The 26657-nt window shown below is 57.6% G+C and carries 24 protein-coding genes; 6 read left to right on the top strand and 18 right to left on the bottom strand.

The genetic code is table 11. The annotated features are described in order from the left end of the window. Positions 1-292 precede the first annotated feature (292 nt). On the top strand, positions 293-1369 hold the full coding sequence (locus HZS52_RS09040) for a TRAP transporter substrate-binding protein (protein ID WP_138799382.1): 1077 nt from the start codon (positions 293-295) through the stop codon (positions 1367-1369). Between the two features lie 56 nt (positions 1370-1425). Here the strand turns inward: HZS52_RS09040 and nanR are convergent, their stop codons facing one another. The 9 genes from nanR to HZS52_RS09000 all read right to left on the bottom strand — a co-directional run bounded on the left by nanR (position 1426) and on the right by HZS52_RS09000 (position 9583). Beyond that, complete coding sequence (gene nanR / locus HZS52_RS09035) at positions 1426-2148, bottom strand: transcriptional regulator NanR (RefSeq protein WP_022521913.1); 723 nt, start codon at positions 2146-2148, stop codon at positions 1426-1428. A gap of 64 nt (positions 2149-2212) precedes the next feature. After that, positions 2213-3289, bottom strand: a complete 1077-nt coding sequence (locus tag HZS52_RS09030) for an Ldh family oxidoreductase (protein ID WP_190374600.1) — start codon at positions 3287-3289, stop codon at positions 2213-2215. A 62-nt stretch (positions 3290-3351) separates the two neighbouring features. Further along, the gene (locus HZS52_RS09025) at positions 3352-4731 is read right to left on the bottom strand and encodes a TRAP transporter large permease (RefSeq protein ID WP_190374599.1); all 1380 of its coding nucleotides are present in this window, start codon (positions 4729-4731) and stop codon (positions 3352-3354) included. A gap of 38 nt (positions 4732-4769) precedes the next feature. Further along, positions 4770-5303 carry a TRAP transporter small permease gene (locus HZS52_RS09020; protein WP_009287494.1) on the bottom strand — a complete coding sequence of 178 codons (534 nt, stop codon included), beginning with the start codon at positions 5301-5303 and terminating at the stop codon, positions 4770-4772. A 128-nt stretch (positions 5304-5431) separates the two neighbouring features. Next, positions 5432-6433 (bottom strand): sialic acid TRAP transporter substrate-binding protein SiaP, encoded by a 1002-nt coding sequence (locus HZS52_RS09015; RefSeq protein WP_190374598.1) that lies wholly within the window; start codon positions 6431-6433, stop codon positions 5432-5434. A gap of 198 nt (positions 6434-6631) precedes the next feature. Further along, positions 6632-7123: a nucleotide-binding domain containing protein gene (locus HZS52_RS24390; protein WP_223828100.1), complete on the bottom strand. Its 492-nt coding sequence runs from the start codon at positions 7121-7123 to the stop codon at positions 6632-6634. Then, entirely contained in the window at positions 7120-7824 is a 705-nt protein-coding gene (locus tag HZS52_RS24385; RefSeq protein WP_223828099.1) for a four-carbon acid sugar kinase family protein, read from the bottom strand. The genes HZS52_RS24390 and HZS52_RS24385 overlap by 4 nt, the downstream gene beginning before the upstream one ends. Beyond that, the gene (gene pdxA / locus HZS52_RS09005) at positions 7821-8822 is read right to left on the bottom strand and encodes a 4-hydroxythreonine-4-phosphate dehydrogenase PdxA (RefSeq protein WP_159177380.1); all 1002 of its coding nucleotides are present in this window, start codon (positions 8820-8822) and stop codon (positions 7821-7823) included. The genes HZS52_RS24385 and pdxA overlap by 4 nt, the downstream gene beginning before the upstream one ends. Then, positions 8819-9583 (bottom strand): SDR family NAD(P)-dependent oxidoreductase, encoded by a 765-nt coding sequence (locus HZS52_RS09000; RefSeq protein WP_159177381.1) that lies wholly within the window; start codon positions 9581-9583, stop codon positions 8819-8821. The genes pdxA and HZS52_RS09000 overlap by 4 nt, the downstream gene beginning before the upstream one ends. 237 nt (positions 9584-9820) lie before the next feature. Between HZS52_RS09000 and HZS52_RS08995 the strand changes: the two genes are divergently transcribed. The 3 genes from HZS52_RS08995 to HZS52_RS08985 are packed head-to-tail and all read left to right on the top strand — an operon-like array spanning position 9821 to position 13756. Next, a complete protein-coding gene (locus tag HZS52_RS08995) occupies positions 9821-10984 on the top strand; it encodes a fumarylacetoacetate hydrolase family protein (RefSeq protein WP_190374597.1) in 1164 nt (387 codons plus the stop codon). Between the two features lie 46 nt (positions 10985-11030). Next, positions 11031-12332 (top strand): L-fuconate dehydratase, encoded by a 1302-nt coding sequence (locus tag HZS52_RS08990; RefSeq protein ID WP_190374596.1) that lies wholly within the window; start codon positions 11031-11033, stop codon positions 12330-12332. After that, the gene (locus HZS52_RS08985) at positions 12332-13756 is read left to right on the top strand and encodes an FAD-binding oxidoreductase (RefSeq protein ID WP_190374595.1); all 1425 of its coding nucleotides are present in this window, start codon (positions 12332-12334) and stop codon (positions 13754-13756) included. Before HZS52_RS08990 ends, HZS52_RS08985 begins: the two co-directional genes overlap by 1 nt. 14 nt (positions 13757-13770) lie before the next feature. Here the strand turns inward: HZS52_RS08985 and hpaI are convergent, their stop codons facing one another. From hpaI to HZS52_RS08960, 5 genes are all read right to left on the bottom strand, one after another. Next, positions 13771-14541: a 4-hydroxy-2-oxoheptanedioate aldolase gene (gene hpaI / locus HZS52_RS08980; protein WP_190374594.1), complete on the bottom strand. Its 771-nt coding sequence runs from the start codon at positions 14539-14541 to the stop codon at positions 13771-13773. A 16-nt stretch (positions 14542-14557) separates the two neighbouring features. Next, positions 14558-15853: a TRAP transporter large permease gene (locus HZS52_RS08975; protein ID WP_190374593.1), complete on the bottom strand. Its 1296-nt coding sequence runs from the start codon at positions 15851-15853 to the stop codon at positions 14558-14560. Next, entirely contained in the window at positions 15850-16392 is a 543-nt protein-coding gene (locus HZS52_RS08970; protein ID WP_141440630.1) for a TRAP transporter small permease, read from the bottom strand. The genes HZS52_RS08975 and HZS52_RS08970 overlap by 4 nt, the downstream gene beginning before the upstream one ends. A gap of 123 nt (positions 16393-16515) precedes the next feature. Further along, positions 16516-17496 (bottom strand): TRAP transporter substrate-binding protein, encoded by a 981-nt coding sequence (locus HZS52_RS08965; protein ID WP_138799375.1) that lies wholly within the window; start codon positions 17494-17496, stop codon positions 16516-16518. A gap of 309 nt (positions 17497-17805) precedes the next feature. After that, on the bottom strand, positions 17806-18705 hold the full coding sequence (locus HZS52_RS08960; RefSeq protein WP_022521899.1) for a LysR family transcriptional regulator: 900 nt from the start codon (positions 18703-18705) through the stop codon (positions 17806-17808). Positions 18706-18853: 148 nt separating this feature from the next. On the opposite strand from HZS52_RS08960, the gene HZS52_RS08955 reads away from it, so the two are divergent. After that, complete coding sequence (locus tag HZS52_RS08955) at positions 18854-20059, top strand: CaiB/BaiF CoA transferase family protein (RefSeq protein WP_022521898.1); 1206 nt, start codon at positions 18854-18856, stop codon at positions 20057-20059. Between the two features lie 10 nt (positions 20060-20069). After that, positions 20070-20999 carry a hydroxymethylglutaryl-CoA lyase gene (locus HZS52_RS08950; protein ID WP_190374592.1) on the top strand — a complete coding sequence of 310 codons (930 nt, stop codon included), beginning with the start codon at positions 20070-20072 and terminating at the stop codon, positions 20997-20999. A gap of 28 nt (positions 21000-21027) precedes the next feature. Here the strand turns inward: HZS52_RS08950 and HZS52_RS08945 are convergent, their stop codons facing one another. The 4 genes from HZS52_RS08945 to speB form a co-directional block, all read right to left on the bottom strand. Then, complete coding sequence (locus tag HZS52_RS08945; RefSeq protein WP_190374591.1) at positions 21028-22491, bottom strand: aldehyde dehydrogenase family protein; 1464 nt, start codon at positions 22489-22491, stop codon at positions 21028-21030. Positions 22492-22500: 9 nt separating this feature from the next. Next, entirely contained in the window at positions 22501-24159 is a 1659-nt protein-coding gene (locus HZS52_RS08940; RefSeq protein ID WP_223828098.1) for a 5-guanidino-2-oxopentanoate decarboxylase, read from the bottom strand. 10 nt (positions 24160-24169) lie between these two features. Continuing rightward, positions 24170-25552: a YjiH family protein gene (locus HZS52_RS08935; protein WP_190374590.1), complete on the bottom strand. Its 1383-nt coding sequence runs from the start codon at positions 25550-25552 to the stop codon at positions 24170-24172. 104 nt (positions 25553-25656) lie between these two features. Beyond that, the gene (gene speB / locus HZS52_RS08930; RefSeq protein WP_022521893.1) at positions 25657-26607 is read right to left on the bottom strand and encodes an agmatinase; all 951 of its coding nucleotides are present in this window, start codon (positions 26605-26607) and stop codon (positions 25657-25659) included. Positions 26608-26657 lie beyond the last annotated feature (50 nt).

The raw sequence follows: 26657 nt of genomic DNA, 5'->3' as shown, positions 1-26657 counted from the left end.
GCAGGCGCGCTTTAGGCACTCAAACTGCCCACCAACACTAACGATGAAGAAAGCTTCCTAAAATGTAGGGAAGAGTTGCCATGACGGTACGCGTTCTTACCCGCGGCGTCGATACATACAAAAGTATATGTTGAACATATACTAAAAACGTTAGACATTCACCTAAGGGAGCGGCACTTACACCTCTATAAGCGAGTGCCGCTTACACACAACAACAATCAACCACGCTGCAGCTCGCTAGGAATATCCCCCTTAGCGTAGCGACCTGCAGCACGCCAGGAGAGTGACGACTATGCACCATCTTTGGAAACGCACCCTATTAATGACCGGCGCTACACTGCTCAGCTCAGGCATTGCCTACGCGCAAACGCCTGACCTTTCCGATCCGCCAGAGATAGAGGGTGGCACCGTGGGTGACCACGGCAGCGTCACTCTGCGCATGGGATTGGGCTTGGCGGAAAGCTCGCCTCAATATATCTCTAGCCAATACTTTGCGGATATTCTCGACCAGCGCAGCGAAGGGCGTATCAGCGTTAATATCTTTCCCAACAGCCAGCTTGGCGATGACGTGCAGATGATGGAAATGCTGCAAACCGGTACGCTGGATATGACCTACCCTTCCTCTTCACCCGCCACAGGTTATGTCGAGGAGCTGGCAGTCTTTGACCTTCCTTTCCTACTGCCTACTCGGGAAGCGGCTATAAAGGCCATGCGTAGCGATGCTGCCCAGGAGATGCTTGATGCCTTCGATGGCACTGGTCTAAAAGCCCTGGCATTCTCTGAAAACGGCTTCCGCCAGCTCTCCAATAGTGCTCGTGAAGTCGCTTCACCAGAAGATGTGGCGGGCCTGGACGTTCGTGGCTTGTCTATTCGCACCATGGAGAACCCAGTGCACCTGGCTATTTGGGAAGCGCTGGGCGCCAACCCGACCCCGATGGCATTTGGTGAACTCTTCTCCGCCATGGAACAAGGCGTTGTCGATGGCCAGGAAAACCCTTGGAGCACCATCCTGACCTCCAACTTCTATGAGGTGCAGGATTACGGCTCCGAAACCCGTCACGTTTATACACCCTTCATCAAGATGATCTCTCAGCGTACCTGGGATCGCCTCGATCCAGAGTATCAGGAACTTGTTCAGGAAGCCGCGCTGCAAGCAGCGGATTACGAAATCCAGCTTTCCAGCGAGTACGACGACTGGGCACGAGATCAGCTTGAAGAGCGCGGCATGCAAATTACCCGTCTTAATGACGAGCAGATTGCCGCTTTCCAGGAAGCCGTGCAGCCGGTTTACGAAGAGTGGGCACCACGCATCGGCGAAGATCTCGTGACTGAATTCCAAGAGATTGCTGAATCGACAATGGCCGAGTGATCCCATCCCTGCCGCCGAATAAAAAAGGCGGCAGGATTAATTGGGTAGCATGAGAATTAAGAAGCGTCCGAGAGGCGCTTTTTAAGCTGCATATAGGTGCCGTAGTGACGGTCTAGGTGGCGCCGCATGGCTGCTTCGGCCGCATCTGGGTCACGAGACTCTATCGCTGCGATGATTTCGGTATGCGCAGCGGTAGCCGCTTTGTCTTCGTCCTTCTGTTGCAGTACCAGCGCGCGGCGATCGTCCAACCACTCAGAGAGCGCCACATGGATAGCATCGAAAATGGGGTTACGGCCAATGCTGGCCAACACGCCATGGAAGTCATTATCAGAGCGTTTAAAGCGTGCTTCATCACCTATTGCATCGCGATTATCCGCTAATGCATCGCGCAGCCTCGCTAGATCCTCTTCACTGGCATTACGCGCCGCGTAGCGAGCCAAAGATATCTCGAACATGGCCCGCGCTTCCTGGAAATACTGTTGACCATCGGGCTTAGAAAGTAGCTGTCGGGTTACCCCAGAAAGCCTGGCCATCACCGCCTCAGCGGTGGGACGAATTACCCTGGCACGGGTACCACTGTTGATGGCGATAAGTCCTAGCTGTTGCAGGTGGAACAATGCTTCACGCACCGCGGGTCTGCCAACACCAAACTGCTCCATCAACTCCCTCTCTGAAGGCAGTTGATCGTTTTCACTCAGCCGCCCCTCGAGAATCTCCGCCTCAAGCTGCTCAGCGACCTGTTCCGATAGCGTTTTACGCTCGATCCGGTATCTGCTCATAGGCAGTCACCCCTGGTTAACCTGGAATTTTCCGCCATTTTACTGCATTTCTGGTCATTATCCTTCAAACCAGCCGAGAGAGCGGCGCTATTTGGTACTGCTCGGCGATCTCGGCATAGGCTACTTGATTGGCAGAATCAAGCGGAATGCCTTCGGCGTCGCGCTGGGCCTGGCAGCGCCATTCGCGATCACCTGGTGCCATTACCTGGGCATTGGGTGCAGCAGGCTGGGCGCGCAGGTCGGCTAGATACTCGGCCATTCCTTGCGCAAAAGTGCCTGCATCCACAAACGCATCCGGTTGCATGACCAGAAAGAAGTGCCCTACCCCGCGTGGCGTCGCCATGTCTGGCCCACCCATGGGCAGCAGCTTAAAGCCATGCTGCATGCCCGACAGCATCGAACTCAGAACCTCAACCATGCCACCCAATCCCGCGCCCTTGAAGCCGAAGCCGCTACCACCCAGCGGTAACAGTGCGGCCACTTCACCAGGAACGCGGCTTACCTGCCCGGCAGCATCCGCCGCGACCTGGTCAGGCAGTTCACGCCCAATCGCCCCGTACTGCTGCACGCGATTCCAGGGCACCGAGCTGGTCGCCATATCCAGCAGGTATGGCGCCTCACCCTCTACAGGTGCCGCAAAGGCGATGGGATTAGTACCGTGAAAGGGCTTGGCGCCCTCATGCAACAGCACGAAAGGATCCGAATTGCAGAACGCCATGCCGAGATAACCGCGCTCAGCCGCTGCCAACGCATAGCACCCCGCCGCACCGAAGTGCGACGAGTTGCCCACCGCAACGGCGCCCATCCCCACCGTTTCGGCCATCGCCATGGCGTGCTCCATGGCGGTATAACCCGCGAGGTGCCCCAACCCGTCGTCAGCATCCAGAAAACCGGTCGCCGCCAGGCGCTGGTGGAACTGCATGTCGGGCGCGCCGTTGATCCGCCCGCCCTTGAGCGCCTGCAGATAGTGGGGCAGCAGACGCAGGCCATGGCTGTCGGTGCCCATACGTGAGGCGGTAATCAGCGCGCGAGTGACCGCGTTTGCTGATGCCTGATCAGCACCTGCCGCCTTCAGAACGGCTTGCATGAAGCGGGCAAGGTCTTCGCGAGCGACGCGAAAATTTGACGACGTATCTCTCATTAATCGATAGCTCCTGGTTTCAGTCGGGCTACTGGCTGACCATTGGCCAGCCCCGGTAATGCTTAACGATAAATCAGTGTTGGCAGCCACAGCGAGATAGCTGGAATGAAGGTAACCAATAGCAATGCGATGACCAGCGGCACCAGGAACGGCAGCGTGCCACGCATGCATTTCTCGAAGGAAATTCCGGACACTCGCGACAGTACATACAGCACCATGCCTACCGGCGGCGTTAACAAGCCGATCATCAGGTTTAGCACCATGATCACGCCAAAGTGCACCGGATCGACACCCGCAGTAATGGCCACCGGCAACAATACCGGCACCAGGATGGTGATCGCCGCGATGGTCTCCATAAAACAGCCCACCAGAATCAGCACCAGGTTGATGATGATCAGCGTGGCTATGGGGTTATCGGCAAATGGCCCGAGCAGGGTCACGACATGCTGCGTGACTTGGTTGCTGGTCAGGATCCAGGCAAATATCGAGGCACCAGCGACGATCAGCAGGATCACGGCAGTGGTTTCAATAGTTTCCATGCTCACCTTGAGCAGGCGGCGCCAGGTCAGGCTACGATAAACCACTCCCCCCAGCACCAAGGCGTAGACCACCGCAGCAATCGCCGCTTCGGTAGGCGTGAAGGCCCCCGACATTATGCCGCCGACGATGATGACCGGTGTTAATAGTGACAGGAAGGCGCGCTTGAACGTATGACCAAGCACCGGAAGCGAGAACACCGCATCGCGGGTATAGCCGCGCCGCCGTGAAATGATCGTGATCATGGTCATGAGTACCAGCCCCATTAACAGGCCCGGTACCAGGCCGGCGACGAACAACTGGCCGACCGACACCGAGGCCATTACACCATAGATAACCATCGGCAGACTCGGCGGAATAATCGGGCCAATGGTCGAAGATGCCGCGGTGATACCCACCGAGAACTCCTCGTCGTAACCGGCATCTTTCATGGCCTTGATTTCAATGGTACCTAGCCCCCCAGCATCGGCGACTGCGGCTCCTGACATGCCGGAAAAAACAATGCTGGCGCCTACATTGACGTGCCCCAGACCGCCACGCATCCAGCCCATCAATGCCTTGGCAAAGTCAAATATCCGCACGGTAATGCCACCATTGTTCATTAGGTTACCGGCGAGTATAAAAAACGGAATCGCCAACAGGGGAAAGCTGTCGACGCCGTTGATCATGCGATGCATCACGACAACATCGGGGACTCTGCCGGTCAGCAGCACATACAGCAGGCACGAGCCGGCAAGACTAATGGCGATCGGCACCCCCATCACCAGCAGGGTAAAGAGCGCCGCAAACAGGAACAGTAAATAGTGCTGGGTGGCGGCCAATGCGATACAGCCGAGTATCGCGACAGCCGCAACCAATGGCGGTACTATCGCACCGCCGCGCCTCACAGCCAGAATGTTGGGCATTGGGGTGATCTCCGAGAGAGTAGCGTGTTGGCGTGTTGTTATTGGGTATTGAGCAGTTCACTGGTGCCCGAGCGCCAGTGACGAATAGCCACCTCCACCCCTCTCACCAGCATGATGATAAAGCCCACCATCACCAAGTAGTAAAGCCAGCTTTTAGGAATATCCACAGAGGTCATCATGGCACTGGTACGATCAGCCAGTTTGAAGGTGATCCAGGCCATGCTGGCGAAGAAGGCAATATTGATCAGGTCTACCAGCGTCGACATCACGCGCCCCAGCCACCCCGGCATGTAGCGATAGAAAAATTCCACTGCGATATGCGATCCCTTTCGCACGGCCATGGTGCTGCCCATAAAGCCCACCATAACCAATAGATAGCGCGCCATCTCCTCCGTCCAGGCGATGGAATTACCCAGCACATAGCGGCTGAAAAACTGCATAAAGACATCCAGTGCCAGTAGCCAGAAGATCCCAAGCGTCAGGAAATCCTCCAGGGCATAGTCGTGAATGTTGAAGGAATCATCGTCGAGACCTGCAAGGCTGGTCTCGTCAGTAGAGTCAGTTTGGCTCATGGAAGGCTCCCGCTTCGCCCCACCCGAGGCTTGGGCGGGGCGAGTCTTGGTCTACGAAAAAAACGATCCCGGAAACGTACGGATTCTGGAAAACTCAGGCCTCACGGCATTACCGTCCGATAGTCTGATTACTGGCCGATAGCCTGCAGACGATCATAGGTTTCCTGATCCCAAGTCGCCGCTTCACCGTTATGGGCAGGAATCGTGGCTTCGCGGAAGGGTTCTATATCGACTTCGTTGACGGTCACACCCTGCTCTTCGAACCAAGCCACCAGCTCTTCCTCGGATTTCAAGATATCTTGAGTGATGCGCTCGCCGGCTTCGGTGTAGACCTCACGGAAAACCTCACGATCCTCCTCGGAGAGGCGATTCCACAATGGGCCACCGGCGATGGTGATTAGCGAATCGGTGATATGCCCGGTCAGATTGATATAGTCCTGCACCTCATGAAACGCTTTGGCGCGAATGGTCGGCAGTGGGTTTTCTTGAGCATCCACCACACCTTGCTGCAGCGCCAGATAAACCTCGGAGAAAGCGATCGGAGTGGGGTTGGCGCCCACCGCTTCGGGGAACATCATGTACATTGGCGCATTGGGCGTACGAATTTTCAGGTCTTGCATGTCCTCCGGCGTATTGATCGGTTCGTTGGAGGTTACATGGCGACGCCCGTAGTAGTTCATGGCCAGCGGTACGTTACCGGTTTCATCCTGGTAGCCCTGGGCGATTTCCTTGAACAGGTCGCTATCAGCATAGGCCTGCCAATGGTCAAAATCGCGGAACATATAGGGCGCGCCAGCGATCCCCACCGGGCCATAGAAACGACCGGCAAATTGGTTGCCGGTGTAGATCAGATCAACCGTGCCAAGCTGTAGGCCTTCGTTGATGTCCGACTCCTTACCCAGTGATGACGCCGGGTGGACACTGATCGAATAACGGCCATCAGTACGCTCCTCGATTTCATCTGCCGCCCACAGTGCCCACTCGTGGTAGGGCTCGGATGTCTCATAGACGTGAGCAAAGGTGAGTTCTTCTTGCGCATGCACAGCACCGGTCACTGAGAGACCACCGGCGATAAGCGTAGCGGTCAGCAGGCGGGCCATCTTAAGCGAGTGTTGGCGTTTGTGACTCATCGTGTACTCCTCACAACCATTGGATTTGTTGTTGGATAGTGTGATTTGCTGCTATTTATTGTGATGTATTGGTTATTTTTTAAGCGGCGGCAACCAACGTAACCGATCACAGTACTGTATACGTGTCATACCACCAGCTTCAAACTTAGTTGGCTGCCCGCAATCGCGCAACTATCCAGGTAACGATTTTAGTAGTGCCTATGATGTTACAAGCCGTGGAGCAAACTGATGGTGTAAGCGCACAAGCAACTGAGGATCGCCAAAGCCACCTGCTTTAGTCATCACTCGCTTTCGCCTATCGCCATCCATACTCCCTAGCGCCACCCCGGGTGACCACTCCGTTTCGACACAGATATAACTCACCCCCAGTTGAGTCAGCACGGCCATGGCGATATCCCCACCGGTTAAGAATAGCAAACACGGATCATCGTCCCGCCAGGCAGACGTAAGGTCGGCCACTTTGGAAGCCATCGACTCGGCGACTTGGTTTGCCGTGCGTTCCTCACTCTCTCCGGGCACGACCACATAGGCCCCTAAGACAGGGCTACTATTACAGGGTGTAGCAGAGGGCTCGGTACACGCTTTAATCACGGCCAAACCGGGCACGTATTGTCGCAACTGTTGGAGCTGTTCGGCAGCACGAGAGCTTCTAGAACCGATGGCATAAAGCACTGCATTGACGCTATTCAACGCTCGAAATGGTGCATCAGGCCGCCCGAAAAAGCGCTGGGCGATAGCCGTTGCCAGCCCCGCAGCCCCGCCATTGCTCGGCGGCAGCCAGCACTCGACACGAGCTGATAGAGCGCAGCAAGCTCCTCGTCGCTTTGGGCATCGGCGATACAGTCCCCGTTAGGGAGTTGAGCGCCCTGACCAGAGCGATAGCGCTGCAGCGGTTGTCCGCTGACGGCAAATGCCTGATCAATGGGGCCGATCAGAGGTGTTGAGAGGGCATCCTGTTGGTAGGTGGTATCAGCCAGTGGAATGCCGTCCACCCACACTTCGGCATTACGCACTGCTCGCCCCTGGGCCGGTACCGCGGGAGCCAACAGCAGGGGAAAGCCAAGCGCTTCCCGCAGTGCTGTGCACTCTGCGACTACTTGGCCACGCAGGGTTGAATCGACTTTCTTGAACCACTCCTGCGGCGCGACTCGCGTGAGCAAACGCACTGCTTCGCTTACCCGAAGCGCCGCCTCCTCAGATTGCAGATGGCGGGACTGGGTATTCACGGCGATGACCTCTGGCCACTGGCCTTGCCATGCCTCTAGCGTTGTCGCTAATGCCTCCAGGCTAATCACCACGCGGACATCTGCGCCTCGCGCGGCAAAGGGTGCTGAAGTGTCCAGCGCGCCCGAAAGATCATCGGCAATAATCGCCAATCGGCAGCCGCTCATGCCTTGGCGCCACTGGCTAACCGTCGCGCATAGGCAATCGCTGACCCCATGTTGGTGGCATCGGCTTTGCCCTGCCAGGCAATATCAAAGGCGGTGCCGTGATCCACCGAGGTACGCTGCAGCGGCAAGCCAAGGCTGACATTGACCGTGGTATCAAAAGCAATCAGTTTGACGGGAATATGGCCCTGGTCGTGATACTGGGCGATGACCAAATCGAACTCGCCTTTCGAAGCGCGGTAAAACACCGTATCCGCAGAGATCGGCCCGCTCACATCAAAACCCCGTTCCCGCAAGCGTTCCACCGCTGGGGCGATACAGCGACTATCTTCGTCGCCAAAAATCCCCCCTTCACCGCAGTGCGGGTTGAGGCCTGCCACGGCAATGCGCGGGGCATTCATACCCAACGCGAGCAAGTGCGCGTGTCCTGCTTCAACGGTGGCAATGATGCGTTCAGGGGTCACCCGGTCGATCGCATCACGTAGCGACACGTGAGTGGAAACATGCAGCGTCGAAAGCGTCTCAGATGCCAGCAGCATAAACGACGAGGGCGCACCGGTCAGCGATGCCAGCATCCCGGTGTGGCCATCGTAATGGTGCCCAGATTCATGCAACGCCGCCTTGTTCAGCGGGGCGGTGACAATCACCTGCGCCCGCCCCGCCTGCACCAATTCCACGGCTTTATGAACGCAGCGAAACGCCATATCACCCGCACCGGCGCTAATTTGACCATCAGCAATCTCAACGCCTTTCGGCACCTCGACCACACCGACCGCCACACAATCCTTATCGCTCTCTGCCTGCTCCAATGGCACGAACTCAAGCACAACACCAACACTTGCCGCCGCACGGCGATAAATAGCCGGGTCACCGATGACCATCGCCGTGGCACGTTCGGTGGCGGACATAGCACTCAGCGCGCGGCAAATAATCTCAGGGCCGATGCCAGCAGGGTCGCCCATGGTGATAGCAATTTCATAACAGCGTGGGGAGCTATTCATGGCATTAACTGCCCGCCGTTGACCTCAATGATTTGACCAGTGACATAGCCACTGAGCGTATCGGTCGCCAGAAAAACGTACGCGCCCACGCACTCTTCCGCCGTGCCCAAACGCCCCATGGGAATCGATGCCCGAGCTGCGTTTAGATGAGCATCGCTTGAGTGGCGCTCATGAAAATCGGTCGCAATCGTACCGGGGGCCACAGCATTCACGCGGATATTATCCCCGGCAAGTTCCTTGGCCATATTTCGCGTTATCGTGCTCACAAAGCCTTTTGCTGAGGCGTATAGGCCAGCGCCTCCCCCGCCGCCATTACGTGCGGCAATCGAGGTAGTGTGAATAATATTGCCGCCACCTGCGCGACGAAAATGCGGTAGCGCCGCCCGACTAGCCATAATCACTGAACGGACATTGAGATCCATGACCCGGTCATATTGGTCATCGTCCATCTCACCTAAGCCAACCCGGCCCAGCATGTCCCCCGCGTTATTGATCAACAGGTCTAAACCGCCCAGACGCTCGGCGGCATCGTCGACGAGTTTTTGGGTCTCGCTGGTGTGGCTGACGTCTGCTTTAACGGTAAAGGCTTCCCCACCCGCATCGCGAATCGCCTTAGCCACTGCTTCAGCGGGCGCTTCACTGTTGTGATAGTGCACCGCTACATGCGCTCCCAGCGCCCCCAATTGCTTCGCCACAGCCGCGCCAATGCCACGGCTAGCACCGGTGATAAGTGCTCGCTTACCGTTCCACTCGTCTAACATGAAATTCTCCTTAACACTTTTGCTTTTATTGTGAGAGCCACACTTAGCGAAACCGTCGTCCTCTAGATAGATTTAACTATCGACCCGAAATGGAGCGGTGCGCTAAAGTAAGCAATGAACTGGCATACCTGTCATACAAAGCGACATCTATAACATGATAGGCGATGGCGTGTTTAGCGCCAGTCTCCTACCACTGCCAACGATTAAAACTAATTCTAAGAGCGAATGGAGAAGTACATGAATCCACTTTCATCGACGGACACACTTCCCGCCGACCTGGGTAACGCGCTGCTGGTTGGCCGCGTTTGGCTGGAGGGCAGTCATCCTGGCCCCGCGCTAGTGACCGTCAACAACGGTCAGGTGATCGACATTACCGCCTATGGGCCCACCATGGCTGACCTGCTGGAACGCGACGACCTACAAGCGGTAGTGCAGCGAGCGGAAGGCCCCAACCTAGGTAGTGTCGAGGCACTGCTGGAAAACTCTCAGTTACCCCTACCACAAGCGCCCTACCTGCTAGCCCCCTGCGATGTTCAGGCCGTTAAAGCCTGCGGCGTCACCTTCGCTGTGAGTTTGTTAGAGCGAGTGATCGAAGAGCAAGCGGGCGGCGACCCTGCACGAGCGGTGGAGCTGCGCAACGACCTGCAGGCACTGATCGGCACCGACCTTTCCAAGATTGCGCCGGGTTCTGAAGAGGCGATGTCGCTTAAAAAAGCGCTACAGGCCCGCGGCGGCTGGTCGCAATATATGGAAGTTGGCATCGGCCCCGACGCGGAGGTATTTACCAAAGCCCAGCCGCTCTCCTCGGTAGGTTTTGGCACCCCGGTAGGTTTACACCCATCATCTCAATGGAATAATCCCGAGCCGGAAATTGTCCTGGCAGTAGATAGCCGCGGCCAAGTGCGCGGCGCGACTCTGGGTAACGACGTTAATCTGCGCGATGTGGAAGGTCGCAGCGCTTTGCTGTTAGGTAAGGCAAAAGATAACAACGCCTCCTGCTCCATTGGCCCCTTCATTCGCCTGTTTGATGACCACTTCGATATCGACAGCGTGCGCAACTGCCAGGTATCGCTGCGTATTGAGGGTGAAGATGATGACTTTCTACTCCAGGGTGAGAGCGATATGCGCGAAATCAGCCGCGACCCGCTGGACTTGGTAAGCCAAACCATCGGCGACCACCACCAATATCCGGATGGTTTTATGCTGTTCCTCGGTACCATGTTTTCGCCCATTCAGGATCGCGACGGGGAAGGCCAGGGCTTTACCCATCACCTGGGTGATCGCGTCACCATCACCACCCCGGCCCTGGGCGCCCTGGTCAACCGGGTAGGCAGAAGCGATCAATTGCCGCCCTGGACCTACGGTATTCGCGAACTGATGCGCCACTTAGCGCGCCGCTGATTCTAACAATCAATACGCCACTCATATCACAGCCTAGGAGCGCACAATGACAACCATCACTCGCGTCGAGATCCAGGATATTCGTTTTCCCACCTCGCGTTCTCTGGATGGCTCGGATGCCATGAATGCCGCGCCGGACTACTCCGCCGCCTACGTCATCCTGCACACCGATGACAGCAGCCCCGAGGGGCACGGCTTAACTTTTACCATTGGCCGCGGCAACGAGATTGTGGTGACCGCTTTGCACTCCCTAGCGCCGCTGATCGAGGGACGAACGCTTGAGTCGATAACCGACAACATGGGCACGTTCTGGCGAGAAATTACTGGCGACAGCCAGCTGCGTTGGATCGGCCCCGATAAAGGCGCAATTCACCTAGCCACCGCCGCTATCGTTAACGCCGTGTGGGATATGTGGGCGAAAAACGAAGGTAAGCCGGTCTGGAAGTTGCTGGTGGACATGACGCCGGAACAGCTGGTTCGCTGTCTCGACTTCCGCTTTGTGGCTGATGCACTAACGCCGGAAGAAGCGATCTGCCTGCTACGCCGCCAAGCCCCCGGCAAGGCCGCACGGGAAGCCGAAATGCGCAGTGACGGCTACCCCGGCTACACCACATCAGCGGGCTGGCTGGGTTACAGCGACGAGAAAGTGCGCGGTCTGGCGCGTGAAGCGCTGGCCGAAGGCTGGACTCACTTCAAACAGAAGATTGGCGGCGACATCGAAGAGGATGCCCGCCGAGCGGCGCTGCTGCGCGAAGAGATCGGCTGGGACAACGTGCTGATGATGGACGCCAACCAGGTGTGGGAAGTCGACGAGACGATCACCAAGATGCGTCGGCTGGCCGAATTTGACCCGCTATGGATAGAAGAGCCCACTAGCCCTGACGACATTCTCGGCCACGCCGAAATCCGCCACCGGGTTGCGCCTATCGGCGTCGCCACTGGCGAGCACTGTCACAATAAAGTGATGTTCAAGCAGTTCTTCCAGGCGGATGCCATCGACTATTGCCAGCTCGATGCGGCACGTTTGGGCGGGCTTAACGAAGTGATTTTAGTAACGCTGATGGCCGCCAAGTTCGGCGTGCCAATTTGCCCCCACGGCGGTGGCGTCGGGCTGTGTGAGTACACCCAGCATATCTCCCTGTTCGACTATATCGCGGTATCCGGCAGCCTTGAAGGTCGCGTGCTTGAATATGTGGATCACCTGCACGAACACTTTATTGACCCGGTAGTAATCAACCGTGGCCGCTACCAAGTGCCTGAAGCGCCAGGTTACAGTATCGCCATGCACGCAGAATCCCAAGCACAGCACCGCTTCCCCGAGGGCGCGGCCTGGAAGGAAGAGAAGTAATGACAGACACCACCTCCTTTCTAAATGAGCTAACCAGCCTGCTCGGCGAGCGAGGCTTGCTGCGCGAGCCAGACGCCATAGCGCGCTACATTAGCGACTGGGCGGGAGATACGCTGGGCACACCACTGGCGGTGGCTCGTCCGGCTAACACGGAAGAAGTCGCCGAGGTGGTAAAGCGCTGCTATGCCCAAGGAATCGCGATGACGCCCCAGGGCGGCCATAGCGGCCTGGTGGCAGGCGCCTTGCCCGCCGCCAATGGTCAGGAGTTGGTGATCAGTCTTGAGCGCTTAAATAGCGTGCGTGCCATTGATCCGATTAACTTCACCATTACCGTAGACGCTGGCTGCATCCTTGAGAACGTCAAGCTGGCGGCTTTTGATCATGACTGTGACTTTCCGCTCTCGCTGGGCGCCCAAGGCAGTTGTCAGATTGGTGGAAATATTGCCACCAATGCGGGCGGGCTTAACGTACTCCGCTACGGCATGATGCGCGAGCTGGTGCTGGGGCTTGAAGTGGTGCTGCCCGATGGGCGCGTCTGGGAAAGCCTGAATGCGCTGCACAAAGACAACCGCGGTTACGACCTTCAGCAATTGTTTCTGGGTAGTGAAGGTACGCTGGGTATTGTTACGGGCGCAGTGTTAAAGCTTTCACCACGCACTACCCAGAACCGGACTGCTCTACTGGGCCTACCCTCCATCCAGGCGGTCATCGACCTGTATGGTCTGGCGCGCCGGGAGTGCTGCGACCTGATGACGGCTTTTGAGCTGATTCCTCGCCGCTGTATCGAGCTGGCGATTGAAGCAACGCCAGAGCTGCGTGACCCGCTTGAAGACGCGTACCCCTGGTACGTGCTGATGGAAGTCGCGGCCACGGGACCAGTGGATCTGGGTTCGATGCTGGAAGCGCTGCTGGAAACCGGCATAGAGCGCGAGCTGGTGCAGGATGGCGCATTGGCATCCAGCGACACCCAATCCGCCCAGCTATGGCAGTTCCGTGAAAGCATGCTGGAAGGCCAGCGGCGACGCGGTGAGCACCTGCGCACCGATATCTCGGTGCCTATCTCGGCGATACCCGACTTCGTTACCCGGGCAAGCGAGGTGGTGATGGCGGCGTCGCCTGAGTGCGAAATTATTGCCTACGGGCATGTGGGCGACGGCAATCTGCACTTCAACATTCTACCGCCCACGGCAATGGCGGATAGCGATAAGAAAGCCCACCTGCACGACCTGGAAGAGCGGCTGTTTGAGGTACTTGACGGTTTCAACGGCAGCATCAGCGCCGAGCACGGCATTGGCCGCACCAAGCAGGCACCCTACCTGGCACGGCTATCGCCTGTTGAGCGGGAACTGGTCAGCGGCGTTAAGGCGCTGTTCGACCCCAAGGGGCTGATGAATCCAGGCAGGATCTTGCCTGCCGTAGAGTAACCCCGACGCTTTGTTCATTCGTGCCTGAACCGCTCCGCCAGACCGCGCAGGGCATTGGCATAGAGCAGGGCATCGATACCCACCCCAATAAAGGTGCAGCCCGCTGCAAGATAGCCGCGGGCTGCCTGCTCATCCACCGTCACGATACCTGCGGCCTTTCCTGCCGCACGTATTGTGGTGATGGCATCGTTGATCGCCGCAGTGACGTCAGGATGACTGGCGTTGCCCAGGTGCCCCATTGAGGCCGATAAATCCGCCGGGCCAATGAACACCCCATCGACACCTTCTACTGCGGCGATTGCCTCCAGATTGGCAAGTGCTTGGGGGCTCTCTACCTGCAGCATTAGGCAGATTTCGTCATCGGCGCGGGAGAGGTAGTCTTCTGCCTGCCCCCAGCGCGAGGCGCGTGCCAGCACATGACCAACACCGCGACTACCGCGGGGTGGATAGCGTGTGGCCGCCACCAGCTGGGCAGCCTGCTCAGCCGTTTCCACCATGGGGATTAACAGGTTCTGAACGCCAATATCCAGGTAGCGCTTGATCAGCACCGTATCCCCGGTGGGCGGGCGCACCACCGGGTGGCTGCCATAGGGGGCCAGTGCCTGTAGTTGGGCAAGCAGGCTCGATACATCGTTGGGAGCATGCTCGGCATCAAGCAGCAGCCAATCAAAGCCTGCCGTGGCGGCAATCTCCGCGGTGTAGGCGCTCGCCAAGCCGAGCCAAATCCCCGTTTGGGGCTGTCCCGCCAGCAGTTGCTGCTTAAACGTGTTGTGCGGCATTTTCATTCGCTTTCCTTTTACATCAATACCCCATAACGTCTGGCAGCCAAGTAGCCAGCCCCGGCACAGCGATGAGCAGTAGAATGGTGGCGATAATCGGCAGTAAGAACGGCATGATCGCCATGACGACCTGGCCGTAGCGTAATCGCGTGATCCCGACCATCAGGAACAGCACCGTGCCAAAGGGCGGGGTGATAACCCCTACTGAAAGCGTGATCACCATCACAATACCGAAATGAACGGGATCTAATCCGGCGCTTAGCGCTGCGGGAACCACAATCGGGGTGAAAATCAGGATGCTTTCAATCACCGACATAAAGCAGCCGATAAGCAGGAAGAACAGCGCAAAGCAGAGCAACAGCAGGATCGTTGGCATATCGATGCTGGCCACCTGCCCCGCCAACGCCTGAGGGATCCCCATACGCACCAGGATCCAGCCATAAAAGCTGGAGACCGCAATAATCAGCAGGATCACTGCACTGAACATCAGGGTACGGCGGAAAGCGTTATAGAGGTCTCGCCAGCTCAAGTCCCGATAGACCAGGCCACCCAAGATCACCGCGTAAAGCGACGCAATCGCGCCAGCCTCGGTAGGCGTGAAGAAACCGCCCCAGATACCGCCCACAATTATTGCCGGCATCATTAACGGCAAAATAGCGCGCTTGCCGGTACGTACCACTTCGCAGGCATCAAAGGGTGTGGGCTTGGGCATCACCACCTTGCCACTGGCAGCCAGTAGCATGGTCATCCCCATCAGCAGCAGTGCCATCAAAATACCCGGTAGCAGTCCCGCCATAAACAGCCCGCCGATGCTCACATTGGCCAGCCAGCCGTAAACCACCAGCGCAATACTCGGCGGCAGAATGGGGCCGATAACGCTGGAAGCAGCGGTAACACCGGTGGAGTAATCCAGCGCATAGCCACGCTCTTTCATGGCTTTGATTTCAATGCTGCCAAGCCCTGCGGCATCGGCAACGGCAGTGCCTGACATAGTGGCAAAAATGGAGCTGGCCACCACATTCGCGTGACCCAGGCCGCCCTTGGTAAAGCCCACCAGCGCGGTGGCGAAGTCGAAAATACGCGTGGTAGTGGAGCCAATATTCATGATGTTGGCGGCCAGAATAAACAACGGTATCGCCAGCAGGGTAAAGTTATTGAGCGTTTGCACCATGCGCAGCGGCAGTAACTCAACGGGCAGCCCACCGGTACCAGTAGCCACCAGGGCGATAAAGGAGGTCACGCCAATGGCGACCACCACAGGCAAACCAATGGCCATCAGTACTAACAGGCCACCGACGAAAATCAGTAGTTCGGTCATGGTTGAGAAGCCTCCTCTTCATGGGACGTTTCCAACCACGCCACCGGGCCGCGCAAAGTTTGCCAAAGGGCAATCAGCGCCATGCCCACAAAGCTGAAAAAGATGCCGTAATATAGATAGCTGAAGCTGATACTTAACGAGACGGTTTTATTGTTGGCGCTCATGTCCGACATGATCCATGCACCCCAAGCAGCAAGCGCAAAAAAACCGCAGGAAACCAGTGCAGTAAACCGATACTGAATATTCTTACCCAGCCCGGAAAGCTTGTGGCTAAACAGATCGACCACCAGGTGTTCACTGCGCACCCACGCCGATAGCGAGCCAAAGCCAATCGCGTAGATGGCCAACATAGACGCTACTTCTTCGGTCCAGGGCATGCCCAGCCCCAACAAGTCGCGGGCAATGACCGCCGCCACGATCAATAGCAGGATGGCCGCCATTAACGCCACGCCTACCCCATCGCACAGGCGGGTGACGCCGCGCAGCGTATAGAAAGCGATTCGATCCGGCCCTTGGCTGGGCGCTACAGCGTCTTCCACAGCAGAACTCCTTACCCTGACGTCTTTTTTTTGGTTATGAAAACTTATTTGTCATGAAAAACTGGCTTGTCTTGTAAAACAGCGACGGCCCAATGGGCCGCCGCTGTTTTTGCCAAAGGTGTGTTACTCGCTCTGGTTACCCAGGGCATCTTCACGAACACCGTCGGCCATTTCGGCCATGACACGATCAATCGCCGGTAACGCGGCTTCGCGGAAAGCGGCAATATCAGGCTCAATAACCGTCATGCCTTCATCCTGCAGCGCTTCCAGGTAGTACTCATCGAGTTCGCGCTCACGCTCGGTACCGTGCTGACGCGCCACATGAATGGCCTCTTCGATCAGTTCCTGATCCTCGGCTTCAAGACCTTCCCACCAGCGCGCACTCGCCACCCAGTTCCACGGGAACTGCACATGGCTGGTCATAATGATGTGATCCTGCACTTCCCACAGGCGGCGGGTATAGGGCGATGAGAGCGAGTTCTCATGGCCGTCAACCTGACCGGTCTGCATGGCAAGGTAAATTTCGGGAGCGGGCACATTGACGACCTGGGCGCCGATCTCTTCCCACACTTCCATCCATACTGGCAGCGCAGGAAGGCGCATGCGGAAACCATCAAGATCTTCCGGGGTTTCGATGGCTTTATTGGCGGTCATGTGGCGCGGGCCGCGGTGCTGGGTGCCGAAGTATTTAAGGCCGCCCTGACTCTCCGCCTTTTCAATCAGTGCCTGGCCAGAGGGGCTCTCCATATAGGCATCGACTTCGTCCCAGGTTGAGAACACAAAGGGCACAGTAATGGCATCGTATTCAGGCGCGTACTGCTGGCGCCAGTTACCGCCAGTGATAGAGATCTGGGTTTGACCAAGGTTCAGTAGTTCCAAAACGGCATTTTCGCCGCCCAATGAACCCGCCAGGAAGGGACGAACATCGAAACGACCCGGTGCCTGTTCTTCTAAGTACTCAGCAAAGCGCTCCACCGCTGCGCTTTCCGAACCGCCCTCACTCATGGTGTTGTTAACTTGGATTTCGATAGGATTCGCCAAGACGAACGGCGCCGTCGTTAGCATGCCTAGGGTAGCCAGCGTGGCAAGCAGTTGTTTCCGCATGGGATAGACTCTCTACGGTTGTCGTTATTGGGTGTGGTTCTTGTAACTTTCAGGTAACGCTTACGTGATCTTGAAACATGCATCCCAAGGGCTCAAATCGACGTTCAAGAAGGCTGACTTCGTAAAACACGATGGCTAGAAACGCTGCTATAACGGGCTTTTAAATCCATTCCATCACGGCCGTACGACCAAAGATGAATACCTAGCTCCTTTAATCAACCACTGTTTAGCTTGCTTTAGGCCACTGAAAGGGTAGCTATTGGTGCTTTGCTTTCTCAAACCACGAAGCCATAAGGAGCATTTATTGAGCTATTGCTCATCCTCTTTCTGGGTAAGGTGATCCACCAAATGCCGGGCAGTCACATGCAACGAGGCATAGCGACGCATGCCAATCACCAGTTCGCGCTGAGCCCATGGATCGCTAAGCGGGATACTTTTAAGCTGTAAGTCTCCCAGATCACGATAGATGGTTTGCTCAGGCAGTACGCCAACACCCATACCATGGTGGATCATGCGGCAAATGGCATCGAAGCTGCGTACCTGAATACGCATTCGCAGCGCTTTACCCGCTAGGTTAGCCTGCTCGTTCAACAGCGACTGCAGCGAGGCATCCTGCTGCAAGCCGATAAAATCGAAAGCTAGCGCTTCATTAAAGGCGATGCTTTCACGCCCAGCCAAAGGATGATCGATAGGAGTCATTAACACGAGTCGATCTTGTCGATAGGAGAGCTGTTGAAGGTCGGGCGCCGCGACATGTCCAGCAAAGATACCGATATCGGTCAGTCCGTCGCGAACGGCAGCGATAATTTCGCTGCTGACCCGCTCCTGAAGATCAATTTTGATTTCCGGGTAGAGGCGTGAGAAGGCGCTGAGATCCTGGGGAAGAAAGGCAATGATCGCCGAAGTATTGGAGTGGATACGCACATGGCCGCGGACGCCTTCGCCATACTCGCTGAGCTCGGCCTGCAGGCGTTCAATGTTATCCATAATACGTCGGGCATGATGCAAAAACGCCTGACCTGCGGGAGTCAGTTCTACACCTCTGGGGCGACGATAGAGCAGCGTGGTGCCGACCAACGTTTCCAGGTCACTTATGCGTTTGCTCACCGCGGCGAGAGCTAAGTGTTCACGCTCCGCCGCCGCCGTCAGTCGACCTTCATCCGCCACGGAGATAAACAGTTTAAGGGTGACAAAATCAAAGCGGCGCATCCTACGAACTCCTTGAAAGCAAGCTCCCTATGGTAGCCCACACCTTCGCCAGCCACGAACCCTTTGTTACCCATTGCCTAATTGTCGCCCCTGATTAGCTCACGCATGCTGGCTAATAGTGAACACTCAATGATAAGAGAGAGCCTTAATGAATGCTTCCGAAGCGCGCCAGCTTCCGCTACAGGGCTTAAAAGTACTTGAGCTTGGCCAACTGATTGCAGGGCCTTTCGCCACCAAACTGCTGGGCGAATTCGGTGCCGACGTGATTAAAATCGAGCCCCCCGGCACCGGCGACCCACTTCGCAAATGGCGAATGATTGAAGACGGCACCTCGCTGTGGTGGCACGTCCAAACCCGCAACAAGCGCTCGGTCGCGTTAGATTTACGCAGCGAAGAGGGGCAAGGCCTGGTGCGCCAGCTCGCAGCCGAGGCCGATGTAGTGGTGGAAAACTTCCGCCCCGGCACCTTAGACAACTGGGGGCTAGGCTGGGAAGCGCTCTCCCAACTCAACCCACGCTTAATCATGGTGCATATTTCCGGCTACGGGCAAACGGGGCCTTACCGCGATAAGCCCGGCTTTGGGGTGATTGGCGAAGCCATGGGCGGGCTGCGTTACCTCACCGGCCAGCCGGGAGAACCCTCGGTACGCGTGGGGGTGAGCATCGGCGACTCGCTTTCCGCGCTCTACGCGGTGATTGGCACGCTACTGGCGCTCCAGGAGCGCAACCGCAGCGGCCTGGGCCAAGAGATCGACGTCGCGCTATATGAGTCGGTATTTGCAATGATGGAGAGCCTACTGCCGGAGTTCGATGCCAGCGGCCAGGTTCGCGAACCCAGCGGCAGCGCCCTGCCCGGCATTACCCCCTCAAACGCCTACCGCTGCCAGGGCGGCGATTACGTGCTGATTGCTGGTAACGGCGACAGCATCTTCAAACGCTTAATGGGCGTGATTGGTCGTGATGATCTCGCCAACGACCCGGCACTGGCCCACAACGATGGGCGCAGCCAGCAAGCCGAGGTGATTGATACCGCGATTCAGTCCTGGACAGAAGAGCGCCCACGGGATGCCATTTTACAGGCGCTGGATGAAGCCCGTGTGCCCGCAGGCTACCCCTACACGGCGGAAGATATCGCCTTTGATCCCCACTATTTGGCGCGGGAGATGATTCAAACCTTTACTCGCCCCAACGGTAAACCGCTAAAAGTACCCGGCGTACTGCCCAAGCTAAGCGCTACCCCTGGGCGAATCGGCGACGGCGGCCCCACGCTTGGCCAACATACCGACGACGTATTGGATGAGCTGGGCATTGATCACGAAACCCGCGCCAAGCTTCGCCAAGCGGGCATTATTTAAGGAACGCATCATGAACCAGCCAACCCCATGCCCCACTAAGATCGAAATCAACGAAGTCGCCCCCCGGGACGGCCTGCAGATTGAGGCACGCTTTGTGCCCACCGAAGAGAAAATCCGCTGGATCGATGCACTCTCCACCACTGGCCTACGACGCATCGAAGCAACCTCGTTCACTTCACCTAAAGCGATTCCCAATCTACGCGATGCCGCCGACGTAGTAACCGGCATTCAGCGTCGGGAAGGGGTCGATATCACCGTGCTGGTGCCCAATGTAAAGGGCACCGAGCGGGCGCTTGCCTGCCAGGTGGATGAAATCAATCTGGTGATGTCCGCTAGCAACAGCCACGGGCTGGCCAACCTGCGCATGACGCCGAAACAATCCCTTGAGCAGTTCGCGGCTATCTTAGAAGCGACACAGGGTAGCGGCGTGTTTATCAACGCTTCTCTATCCACGGCCTTTGGCTGCCCGTTTGAGGGCGACATCCCCGCAGCGCGGGTGCTGGAACTGGTTGAGAAGCTTATTGGCCTTGGCATTCAGGGCGTCACGCTCTGCGATACCACCGGCATGGCCAACCCCGCCCAGGTCAAATACCTATGCGAAGCAGCACTGGAGCGCTGGCCGGAAACGCCGTTCACGCTGCACTTCCACGACACTCGCGGCATGGGGCTGGCCAACGCCCTGGCGGCGTGGCAAGCAGGTATTAGCCGCTTTGATGCCTCACTAGGTGGGCTGGGCGGCTGCCCCTTCGCCCCCGGCGCCAGCGGCAATGTATGCACCGAAGATTTGGTGCATATGTTTGAAGCCATGGGCGTGGATACCGGCGTCAATTTGGATACCCTACTTGAGGTCGCCGCCACCCTCCCCAACCTCATCGGCCACGATGTGCCAGGGCAGGTGGTAAAAGCCGGGAAATCGACGCGGCGTTATGCGATGCCATAAGTTCATGCCAAAAGCACATGCCTTAACGTCAATCAGCAGGCCCAATCACGTGTTTCACTTCGAGATAAGCGCTTAGCCCCCATGGGCCCAATTCCCGGCCAATACCACTGCGCTTGAAGCCGCCCCAACCGGTTTCGGGTAGTACTAGCTGCTCGCTGTTGTACCAGATGCTTCCGGCTTTGAGCTGGCGGCCTATGCGCTTGGCCCGCTCGGGGTCGCCGCTGATCACCGTGGCTGCCAGACCAAAGACGCTGTCGTTGGCAAGCTGAACCGCCTCAGCTTCGCTGCCCACGCTGTGTCCGCAGAGCACCGGGCCAAAAATCTCTTCCTGCCACAGGCGGCTTTCCACCGGCACATCGCGGTAAAGCGTGGGCGCCAGGAAGTAGCCTTTTTCGGGCAGCGTGCAGTGTTTGCCATCGCGCACGGCTGTGAGCCCTTCCTGCTCGGCCAGATCCAGATAGCGCTGAACGGCGTCGCGCTGCTTGGCGCTGGTCAGCGGCCCTAAATCCGTACCTTCGGCGAGCGGGTCGCCCAGCGTCAGCGCATCCATACGTTCGGCAAGCGCGGAATAAAGGGCTTCGGCTACGTCTTCATGCACCAATAAACGCGAGGTCGCCGAGCAGATCTGGCCGGCATTGAAGTAGATACCCGCCATTACCCAGTCAGCGGCCTGGCCGGGATCGGCATCTTCCATCACCAGAATCGGCGACTTTCCGCCCAGTTCCAGAGAAACGCTGGCGGTACGGGCGCTTGCCGCCTGCATCACCGCTTCACCGACGCGATTGCTGCCGGTAAAGGAAATTTTATCCACATCAGGATGATGGGACAGCGGTGCACCGATACCCTCACCGTCGCCGTTTAGAAGGTTAAGCACCCCCGCGGGCAGGCCAATCTCCAGCGCGATCTCCGCCAGCACCCGTTCGGGGAGCGGCGTGACTTCCGACGGTTTGAGCACCGCGGTACAACCCGCCGCCAAGGCGGGCGCCAGCTTCCAGGCGCTGGTTACCAGCGGAAAATTCCACGGCGCAATCAGCCCTACCACGCCCACGGGGTCGTGATAAGTGCGCGCTTCAACGCCCGCCATCTCCACACTGACCAACTCGCCCTGGCGAGCATCCAGCGCCCTGGCCTGCCCGGCGTAGTAGCGATAGCAGGCAATCGCGTCGTCGAGGTCAATACCCGCTTCCGCCAGCGGCTTGCCGTTGTTGGTCGCCGAAAGCGTGATAATCGAGTCTCGGTGGGCTACCAGTGCATCGGCGAACCCGTCAAGGTATTTTGCCCGTGCACTGCCGCCCAGCGCCTGCCAGGCGGGCTGCGCCTGCTTGGCGGCTTTGACGGCAGTATCGACATCCGCCGCATCCCCGGCGGTTACCTGGGCAATCCGCACTTCGCGGTAGGGGTTCATCACATCGAGCAGGCGAGTGCCCGCCGAGGGCACCCACTGGTTGTTGATAAATTGTTGATTGATAAGTTGCTGGCTGAATGACTGCATGGAAATATCCTAGTCAGAAAATGCGCACGCACGCTGCCAGGCAGCAGCGTCAATTTCGATCAGTAGAGGCCCGGTGGCTTCATGGTTGGCGAGCGCTCTGGCAAGTTCGGCGGGGCTTTCTACCAGCACACCGGGGCAACCAAAGCCTTCGGCCAGGGTGAGGAAGTTGGGCGCCTGAATATCCACGCCCAGGCGCGCCACACCGTTGGCATCCATATAGCGACGGATCTCTTCGTAACCGGCGTTGTGCCACAGCACAATCACCACGGGCAGGCGCTCTTCTACGGCGGTTGCGATTTCCGAGAGCGTAAGCATCACCCCGCCATCGCCCACCAGTGCCACCACCGGCAGATCCGCTCGCGCCAACTGTGCGCCCAGTGCCGCCGGTAGCCCATAGCCCAGGGTGCCGTAGCCGGTAGAGGCATTGAAATAACGCCTCGGGGCCGGCTGGCTGACCAAGTGGTTACCGGCATACACCGGCGCGGTGGAATCGCCTACCAAAATGGCCTCGGGTAGATGCTCGGCAAGCGTTGCATACAGAGGCACAAAGTCGCTAAAGGCCGAGTCGTTGTGAAGGTTCAGCGCGCTCAATACGGCAGCGGTTCGCTCCGCGCCGTGGTGGTTTAGTGGCTCGGGGAAGTGATTAAGCAGAAGTCCAAGGCTACGCCCAGCATCGCCCACCAGTCCAAGCGTGGTGCGCTGGTTGCGCACCAGTTGCTCTGGATCGAGATCGATACGAATCAGCGTGCCGTCGAGGTGAAAGCCGCCATCAAACACCACATCATAATCGGTCTCACCTAGCTCGGTGCCTATGGCCAGAATCACATCGGCATTGGCCGCCAATTCACGCACTTCGGGCAGGGCTGCATTAGCCCCCAAATCCAGCGGATGGTCGCGGCCTAGCAGCCCTTTGGCGTTAATGGTCGTTACCGTGGGAGCATCGAGCTTTTCTACCAGCGCTCGGGCCGCCTCTGGTGATCCCACACAGCCACCGCCTAATAGCACCAGAGGCTGCTTCGCCGCGTGTAACAAGCGGGCGGCTTCGGCAAGCCCTTCTGGATCAGGCGCGGCGCGGTAAAGCCTAGGCGCCTGCCAACTCACCGGCACGTTCACTGGAGCATTGAACAGATCGATGGGGATTTCGATATGCACCGGGCCCGGGCGCGCGCCTTTGAACACGGCAAAGGCCCGGGCCAGCACCTCGGGTAGCGTATTGGCGTCCAACAGCGTGTGGCTGAATCGCGCTACGCCGCTGATCATCTGCTGCTGGCTGGGCAGCTCATGCAGCCGCCCTTGGCCCATGCCCAGCGTATCGCGACGGTTAACGCTGGAGATCACCAGCATAGGGATCGAGTCCGCCAGGGCCTGGCCCATGGCGGTCGCTATATTGGTCATCCCCGGGCCGGTGATAATCAGGCACACCCCCGGCTGGCCGCTTGCCCGGGCATAGCCGTCGGCCATAAACCCGGCGCCCTGCTCATGGCGTGGCGTAACGTGTCTCACATTGCTGCCTTCCAGCCCGCGATAAAGCTCCACCGTATGCACACCGGGGATGCCGAACAGGGCACGTACCCCGTAAGTATCGCGCAGTAGGCGGATCAATAACTCGGCACAGGTCATCGCCGCTTGATTGCTCGTTGCATCAGTATTCGTTGCATCAGCGTTCATTGAAGGCCCCTTAGAAGAAAAACGTATGGGCCATAAAGGCAATGATCGGCAGCGTAATGGCGGTACGCAGCAGGAAGATGGCGACCAGCTCCCAGAGTCTGATGGGGATTTTCGACTTGAGCAGCAACGCGCCGATTTCCGACATGTAGATCAACTGGGTGAGCGACAGGCAGGCAATCACAAAGCGGGTGAGTTCGCTTTCGATATTGGTCGCCAGCACCGCAGGCAGGAACATATCTGCAAAGCCCACCAGGGTGGCAGGCGCCGCCGCTTCTGCCTCGGGAATCCGTAGCAGCTCAAGCACCGGCACCATGGGGTAGGAAAGCCAGGTAAATAGCGGGGTAAATTCCGCCAGAATCAGCGCCACCGTGCCAATGGCAAATACCAGAGGAAGCAAACCGAGGAAAATATCCATTACGTTGAGGAGCGCCAAACGTGCCAGCTCACGGGGCCCAGGAGCGCCAGCGGCACGATTGGTGGCCTGAATCAAGCTATAACGGAACAGACCCACTTTTTCAGTGCGCTCCTCGTTCAGTTGGCAGCCCACTGGCTCATAGTAGTCATTGGATTTGCGCGACAGGGGCGGCAGGCGTGGCACGATGACCGCGGCGATCAAGCCGGACACCACCACCGTGAAGTAGAACTGCACAAACAGGTGGTTGATATCGACAAAGCTGGCGACCAATAGCGCAAACGCGATCGACACCACGGAAAAGTTGGTGGCAATCACCGAAGCTTCACGACCATTATAATAGCCCTGCTCGTACTGCTGCGTGGTGATAAGCACACCGACGGTACCCGATCCCATCCATGAGGCGGTGGCGTCGATAGCGCTGCGTCCCGGCAAATTAAAAATCACCCGAAACGGCTTACGTACCATACTGCCGATAAACTCCATAAAGCCAAACTCGACCAGAAATGGCAGTAGGAGTGCGGCAAAGAAGAAGAATGTTAATAGTACCGGCGCCAGATCATTGAGCATCACTCCACCGGTAAAGGACGCAGTGACGAACTCAGGCCCAAACTGAAAATAGGTCATCACAGCAAACAGTGCGCCTAAAACGCGCATCACCAACCACACTGAACCGACATGAAACATTTCATGTAGCATGCCTTTTTTGGCCCAGGCAGGGTTAGCTAGCTTGGCGTAAATCGTCGCTACCACCGACAGGCAGAGTACGACTACCGCAATAGCTGGCAGCGCCGAGCCCAGCAGAGTTTGCAGGCTATCGGCCATTAGGCCCATGCCGATGTTAATGGTATCGCCGACTTGAAAAGGGACGAGAAACAGCAGCACCCCAATTAGCGATGGAATGATAAATTTCAGTAAGTGCGCGCGGGGTATCGGTGCCGACGAAGTCGGCTGTTCCGATTTAACGTTGCTATACGACATAGGGTTCACCCATTGGAAGTGATTATTGGAGGTGGACTGGCGGCGTGGCTAGGTCAGTACTTTTTTATTTAGTCGCTATTTCTTTGATATCTATTCGGTCGGCGTCACTCGCTGTGTTTAACGCCCGGTAGTACGCAAAGCATTTCATACAGCAGTGTGGCGCCCATCAGCGCGGTGTTGCCGCTGGGGTCATAAGGTGGAGATACTTCCACCAGGTCGCCGCCGACAATATTCAGCCCGGCGGCACCGCGAACCAGCTCCAATCCTTGGCTAGAGGTCAGTCCACCCATCTCCACCGTGCCGGTACCGGGGGCAACAGAAGGATCCAGGCCGTCGATGTCGAAACTGATGTACACCGGGATATCGCCCATCTGCTCGCGCACTTCCTGCATCAACGGCGCTAGAGAGCGATACCAGCACTCTTCGGCGGGAACGACGCGAAAACCCTGACCACGGCACCAGTCAAAATCTTCAGCGGCATAGCCGGTACCACGCAGGCCGATTTGCACTACCTTGCCATGGGCCAATAAGCCCTCCTCCTGGGCGCGGCGAAACGGCGTGCCGTGGGCAATTGGCTCACCGAACATGTGCTCATTGACATCGGCGTGAGCATCGATATGAATCAATCCCACCGGGCCGTGCTTTTTGGCCATGGCGCGAAGGATAGGCAGCGTGAGCGTATGTTCCCCCCCCAGAGTCAGCGGAATGCAGTTATGTTTCAGCACGTCATCGTAAAAGGCGGTGATGATGTCGACGCTTTTCGGCAGGTGGAACGTATTGATGGGTACGTCACCGATATCGGCCACTTGCAAGCTTTCAAAGGGCGCGGCACGGGTCGCCATATTGTAGGGGCGCAGCATGCGCGACTCATCACGAATCTGGCGTGGTCCAAGCCGCGTGCCGGGGCGGTTTGAAGTGCCGATATCCATGGGAATTCCAATAAATGCCGCATCCAAACCCTCGGCTGTCTCTTGGGTGGGCAGGCGCATCATGGTGGCAGGGCCTGCAAAGCGCGGCATGGTGTTTCCGCCCAAGGGCTGATTAAACTCCGACATACACATCTCCTTATATTTTTTGGCGGTGAGCACGGTGTAGGTATTGGCCT

The sequence above is a fragment of the Vreelandella titanicae genome (assembly GCF_014697095.1).
Classification (GTDB): domain Bacteria; phylum Pseudomonadota; class Gammaproteobacteria; order Pseudomonadales; family Halomonadaceae; genus Vreelandella; species Vreelandella titanicae.
Note: the sequence above shows the minus strand (reverse complement) of the source record. Positions and strands in the feature narration are given on the sequence as shown.